The 5,685-nt window shown below is 37.2% G+C and carries 4 protein-coding genes and 1 pseudogene; all 5 read right to left on the bottom strand.

Translation table 11 applies throughout. From position 1 onward, the window contains the following. Positions 1–392 (bottom strand): annotated as a pseudogene (locus RYL27_RS10555) (pilus assembly protein); the annotation flags it as partial. Beyond that, the gene (locus RYL27_RS10550; protein ID WP_314344710.1) at positions 389–1,045 is read right to left on the bottom strand and encodes a hypothetical protein; all 657 of its coding nucleotides are present in this window, start codon (positions 1,043–1,045) and stop codon (positions 389–391) included. The gene RYL27_RS10550 and the pseudogene RYL27_RS10555, both read right to left, overlap by 4 nt. Positions 1,046–1,128: 83 nt before the next feature. After that, positions 1,129–1,485, bottom strand: coding sequence for a hypothetical protein (locus RYL27_RS10545; protein WP_314967105.1), 357 nt, complete (start codon positions 1,483–1,485; stop codon positions 1,129–1,131). An 88-nt stretch (positions 1,486–1,573) separates the two neighbouring features. Then, positions 1,574–2,536: a DUF3137 domain-containing protein gene (locus tag RYL27_RS10540; protein WP_314344706.1), complete on the bottom strand. Its 963-nt coding sequence runs from the start codon at positions 2,534–2,536 to the stop codon at positions 1,574–1,576. Positions 2,537–2,568: 32 nt separating this feature from the next. Further along, positions 2,569–5,457, bottom strand: coding sequence for a hypothetical protein (locus tag RYL27_RS10535; protein ID WP_314967103.1), 2,889 nt, complete (start codon positions 5,455–5,457; stop codon positions 2,569–2,571). Positions 5,458–5,685 lie beyond the last annotated feature (228 nt).

The following is a 5,685-nucleotide window of genomic DNA, read 5'->3' as shown; positions in this document are numbered from 1 at the left end:
TTATTTCCATCCCCGGTAAAATAAGAATAAAATCGGTCTTCCAGCACGCCGGAAGACACTGTTTCATTCTTGTGCCAGCTTTCTGTAGAAGAAAAATTTTTATCTTGTGTTATAGATCGCTCAATATTTTGCAGAATAATACTTACATTAAGGTTTTCCACACCCGTTTTTTCATTCCAGTAAGGATCCAAGCTCAGACTATTAGCCGTTTGCACCAAAGTATGCATCACTTGATTCTGTGCTGAAAACACAAAGAACACACCATTTAACGCCATAAATAAAAAGCAGAATATGGGCAAGATAATCGCCGCCTCTAGGGTAACGGAAGCTCTTTCTCTAAGAAGCTCCTCTTTAAAGCTCTTCATTTTTGCTTTTGCCTCTTTTCCCATCATGAATCCTCTCCAAAAGAAGTAACCAAACCGAACAAATCCTTTCCTAGATTGATAAAGGAATCTGCCAACCTCGCGAGTCTAAATAAATCACTTATTTTATTATTGGCATACTGGCTAAAATGGACCGTATTGACGTAATGAAGCACATCCAGGGTTGAGGCAACAGCCACTACTTTTACTTTATTAGACTCTTTTAAGCCGACTTTCTCCAACAAGGGTGCAAAAAGAAAATCAAAGCTTTTCTCCGCTTCCAGTACATAGTGGCATCGTCCAAGCGCATCCGGAACTCGCTTTACTCTTACCGTTTCCTTACCGCCACCATTTCCGCCACTGTACTTCGTAAGTCTAAATCCTAAAAATCTACTCGCTTTCTCATTTCCGTGTATGAGAAGATTAATTTGCTTCAGACTAAGATAGCGATACAAGCCTATATTTTCAATATCTTGTACTGTTATCTCCTCTTTGTATTCCAAGCCTTCGTATTTATAATTCTCTGCCACTCTCACTACCGCCGCATTGCAGGCTGCTGTAAACATGTTTCGCTGATACAAATGAACGGATAAAGCCAAAAAAAACATAAGAATAAAGATAGAAAAGATCATTCCTATCCCCCATTCCAGCATTATGGTTCCCTCTTCACTTCGAACATCCATAACTCACCTCTTTTGTTCCCATTGTTTTCATTTCTATTTAGAAAAAACCGATGCCATAGCCTTTGTTTCTTGACTTAAGTCTTTTAGATAGAGAGCCGCTTTTTCCACCGACCACGCATCCAGCTTCTTCTTGGTGTACGGCACCGGAAACATATATTCATTGGTATATTTGCTGATATAAAGCTTATTCCCCTTAAGGTAGGCACAATCCGTACATGCCCTTGATAAACTTCCGTCAGAGTTAGAGCATACAAAACGCCTTGGAAATCCGTCACTTTCTGCGTTCGTTTTTTATCTCCACTCTTGTACTCTTCTTCATGCCAGGCATAAAAATTACAAACACTAAGGTTTCGTTCATCATTAAACTTTAGTGCATTAAATTGATTATACTTCTCTGACTTGGGAACCGCATATTTTACATCCTCTATAGTTAATGCCATTTTCCTATTTTCTCCCCTAAAATTGTACTTCCGTTGCTTCTTTCACCCCTGATGCAATTTATTGGCCTTCCCTTATTTCTACTCTATCTTACATCGATAACTGATAAAAAATACCCACCGTATCCCTAATCTCTTGATTCAACTCTTTAAGGCTGAGTGCTGCTTTTTCTACTGTCCACCTATCCAACTCTTCCTTTTCATCCGGCACCGAAAACATATAATACTTAAAATGAATAGAAATATATAAGCGATTCCCCTTTAAGTATAACGCCAACGGATATTTCCCAACATGCTCATCAAACCAGGATAAAACACTGGGATTTAGGAATCTTCTGGCAGATACTTCATCTGTACAGTAAATGTTGTAGTTCTCATTGTGCAAAGCATCTTCTACATCTATTTTCTTTTCCCCTTCCAAAGCTTTAAAATAATTGCCTTGAAGTTCTTTTTTTAAGTATTTAGATTGGGTAGTGGGAACCACTCGAACTTGTCCCTCATAAAAAGCATCTAATTTTAAGGAATAAAGTACTCCTCTAAAATCAACAACTTTGCTTCTAGATTCTGATTTATAACGTGCTTCCGTATGCCATACATAAAAGTTGCTTGCTTTCAAATCTTTCTTGTCGTTGAATTTAATTGACCATCCCAGGTTGTAATGACTGGACTCAGGTACCGTATACTTTATTTCGTTGACAGGATCATCCCCTTCTTCAACGATTTCAGCTGCGGGAAATAAAATCTGCAAGATTGGATTCAATATTTTAAAGATATAAGTTTCATTAAGCTTACTTTTTTCCTCGAGCTTTGTATTTTTCACTGCAGGAATAACAATAATAAAGACAAATAAAAACTGAGCTAAAGCGATACCCAACGGGAAAAATAAAACCAATACAAAAATACAAAGGAGGATTTTCCAAAAAAACAATTTCCCTCTCTTATACCTTCTGAAAACTTCATTCTTAATAAGCTTGTATTGCTTTTGAAAGTCTTCGCTGTCCTCAAATTCATCTAATTTCATTAATTCTTCGTCGGTTAACGCTCTTTCTTCCATGCTGTTCCTTTACTTATATGCTCATAGCCAACTTAATATCCAAGCGTTTTCGTACAATCAAGTTTAAACCCGCCTGTGCTTTTTGTAATGGGCACAAATTCATTTAGTTGATACTCTGTGGTGGCGGTAATCCCGGTATAAGCTTTACTCAAATGATAATCCATTTTTTCCTTATACTTTTCCTTTGCCTCCAATTGCACAAGGTTCTGTAACCGCATAAGATACTGATCTTGATTTGTTCCTAAAAGCATCAAAATCAAACAATGCTCCCCATAGTCCAGCTTCATAAAGCCTTGCTCATCTTTTAAGCCCATGGCATTTGTGGCTGTGGTTTCCTTTGGATCTTCCGCGCCAGGATTCCCTGGATTGGAATTATCATTTTGGGGCTGCGTACTATCCTTTGTAGTTTTCGATGCATTGTTCTCTGAATTGGAATTATCATTATCTGGTTTTGTAGTATCTTTTGTAGCTTTCGATGCATTGTTTTCTGAATTGGAATTATCATTATCTGGTTCTGTGGTATCTTTTGTAGCTTTCGATGCATTGTTTTCTGAATTGGAATTATCATTATCTGGTTCTGTGGTATCTTTTGTAGCTTTCGATTCAGCGTTCTCTGTTTTAGAATCGTTGTTATCCGATTTTTTACTGCTTTTTGGCTTAGCTCCGAATGTACTCTTTATTTCATTTTTTGCTGCTGCTTCGATTTTACCCGCTGTAACCTGAGTGTCCTTTTTGATTTGTTCCGCTGTTTTGTCATTTAACCCCCTACACTTTGAAAAATCCTCGATAAAGTTTGATATGCCTTCAGTAGACATATAGGCCTTCATCTTAATAAGACTAACGGATTGTTTGTTTACCAAAAGTATCATATCTATAAATGACTCTAGTAAAAGAAGTATCACAAAAACAACTACTACAAAGGGACCGGTAACACTTGTTTCTGTAATCCAGTCAGAACTTGCAATAGCCGGGAGATTAGAGACTAATCTTAATAAGAAGCCATTAAAGAAAGTACCCACCTGTGCACCTTTTTCCGAGTTGGAACCGGTTAAAAGATACTCCAGCTCTGCTCCCTTGTAGAGTTTGTCCCTTCCTTCCACATTATCCATTTTAGGATAATGCCAGAAGTCTCCGTCTAGAAAACCGATATTATAAGTACCACCGGCCATTTCAAAAATATTACTATACTCATATCCCGTTAAACTGGAACCATCGCTATAATTGGTTCTATTTGGCATATTGTAAACACCATAGCCATAGAGCAGAAAATTCTTCCCCAGGGAATCTCCACCGGAAAGCAGGCGCCCAAGGTTTTGGAGCCTACTGCTTGCCCAATCAAATATACCCTTAAAGAAGGTAACTAAACTTTGCAAAAAAGTTCCAAGAGCTGTTAATGTCGCTAAAAAATCTCCATCTGCTACCGCCATTAAGAACTGCCAAATAGAAGATAATAAATTCACAACGCTATCCGTTATTTCCGCTGTCCCCAAGTCCAGCACCCCGCTTTGATTAATCAACTCACTGGGATCCAAATTAGAATCTAAGGAACCATCATATAATACTTTTGTCCCTATAATCTGATACAATAAGTCCTTAAGACTTCTTACAAGATCAATCGTAGAATCCGAGCCTTTGAGGGTATCTTTCAAATCACTATATAAAGAAGCCGTTCTTTGATCAATATCCTCTACTTCTGATAGAACAACATATCCTTCAATTTTACCATCCGCTTCAGCAGAATAAGACTCCAGTTTTTTAGCCTGCGCTTCTAGTTTTTCATCATCTTCTTGTCCGTCATTATATATTTCCTTTTGCTGGTTATCTATAAATTTTTGAGCCTGATTATTAATTACATGATAAGTGGCAAGAAAGGGATCCTCTATTGCATTTTTGCCGAACTGATTCTTATAAAATTCTTGGACATTGCTCGGTAGTTCATCTAATCCTTTTGCAAATTTTTCCTTGCTTTTTAAAAGATCTCTCTCTTTCCCTTTTAAAGTAGAAAGCCTCTCTTTTAGATCATCGGTAGCTGTACCAAAGGCTCTGGCCTTACTATCTACCTCACTAATGTAAGAATCCAAAGAAATCTCTTCTCCATTATCTTTCCTGCTTCTTGCCTCTTCTAAAGCTTGATACGCATCATCGTAGGCCTTTCTTGCTTCTTTATACTTTGTTAAAGACTCTCCGTATTTCTTTGCTTCATTAGAGAGTTCTTTTGTAGATTTTGCCACATTGATAGCAGAATCCGTAATATCAATTACATTGTTTCCACTATCCAGTAAATTTTTGCAAATCTGTAAAGGATTTTTTTTATGGTAGTAATCCAATAATTCTTGTATATTTAGCCCTTCTACCAAAGTATTGATGGGTACGGAAAGCTCACTGTACTCGAATACCTCCTGCCTTAATACTAAAGGTTCAACAAGCGAGTTTTTTCCCTCTGCTGTTCCTCCCGCTAAGCTAATGGCCTTTCCGAAGCCTTGGACGTTCGCTTCCAGATAGCTTTGATAACGAGAATCCAAAGACTCCTCCTGATCCTGTCTCACCGCCATAAAACCGAATCGTTCATCCAAGTATGGATCATAATGAGCCAGGGCAGAAAAAATAGAGCTTCCCATCAACTCTTCAATAATGGCTTGTGCACTTTGTATTCTGGCATATTCCACGAAAATCAAAGTACACATCAACAAAGGAGAAACGGTTAACGCCAAAAAAATGGAAATCATTCCCTTTCCGCCATTGACATGAGAATACAGAAAGAACTTTAGTTTTTTATGAAATTCTAAAATATTCATAGGAACGATTCTGTTCCTAAGCTTGGGAATGAAAATTACCGGCAAGAAAATAATCCATGGAATAAGAGTCATAAAATTTTTCATGACTCTCCCATGGAAAGAAATACTCATTGAAAACTTTTCCATCTGTCCCCCCTGCATGAACGCATCTGTTAAGGTAGTGAACTGCCTTTATTATTTTTCTGTACATATTACATTGCTTTAAACAATTCCCTATTATAGTTTATACTAACTTATGAATTCTTATTTTTCAATATTTATATTAATTTATTTCTATTTTTATCTATAATTAATGCCATTAAAAGCTATCGGGAGTTTGACAGTTAATTAGTTCCAAAATCTCCTCAGGCCTTG

Source organism: Oribacterium sinus (assembly GCF_963537195.1).
In the GTDB taxonomy this organism is placed as follows: domain Bacteria; phylum Bacillota; class Clostridia; order Lachnospirales; family Lachnospiraceae; genus Oribacterium; species Oribacterium sinus_A.
The sequence above is the reverse complement of the archived record's forward strand: the minus strand, read 5'-3'. Positions and strand labels throughout refer to the sequence as shown.

Bases quoted from the DNA above. Each gene is read 5' to 3' on its own strand.
- RYL27_RS10550 (WP_314344710.1), bottom strand. From the start codon at position 1,045: ATGGATGTTCGAAGTGAAGAGGGAACCATAATGCTGGAATGGGGGATA.
- RYL27_RS10545 (WP_314967105.1), bottom strand. From the start codon at position 1,485: ATGGCATTAACTATAGAGGATGTAAAATATGCGGTTCCCAAGTCAGAG.
- RYL27_RS10540 (WP_314344706.1), bottom strand. From the start codon at position 2,536: ATGGAAGAAAGAGCGTTAACCGACGAAGAATTAATGAAATTAGATGAA.
- RYL27_RS10535 (WP_314967103.1), bottom strand. From the start codon at position 5,457: ATGGAAAAGTTTTCAATGAGTATTTCTTTCCATGGGAGAGTCATGAAA.